This is a genomic window from Streptomyces sp. NRRL S-87, assembly GCF_000719335.1.
GTDB lineage: Bacteria > Actinomycetota > Actinomycetes > Streptomycetales > Streptomycetaceae > Streptomyces.
In genome coordinates this window covers 1-318 of the sequence record NZ_JOGB01000218.1, presented here as the reverse complement: position 1 = coordinate 318, position 318 = coordinate 1, and the positions used below count along the sequence as shown (strand labels likewise).

At 74.2% G+C, this 318-nt stretch carries 1 protein-coding gene; it reads right to left on the bottom strand.

Features of this window, described 5'->3' with window-relative positions; genetic code table 11:
* Nucleotides 1–3: 3 nt before the first annotated feature.
* Nucleotides 4–318, bottom strand: a 315-nt coding sequence (locus IF43_RS0135805) for a hypothetical protein (RefSeq protein ID WP_234332659.1), incomplete at its 5' end; no start/stop codon positions are given.

Genomic DNA, 318 nt, shown 5'->3' with positions numbered 1-318 from the left:
GTTCTAGCGCGGCCCGGGTGCGAACGCCCGCCCCGCCGCCTCCTCGACACGACGCACGGCCTCGTCCAGCTCCTGGGACGAGGCCGTTTCCAGTGCCACGGCCAGGTCCCGGCCCGCGACCGCGAGCTGGTCACCGACGGCGAATATCCCGACGTCCGGCATGATCCTCGGCTCCCGGTCCGGCGCTTCGGCACGCTGGGCGCGGGCGGACAGCTCTCTGGCCGTCAGCAGCGCCTCGGCGGCGACACCGCGCTGCAGCCGGCTCTGCGGGGTGCTCCGCAGACGGTCGGCGAATCGGTCCACGGCAGTGATCAGGGG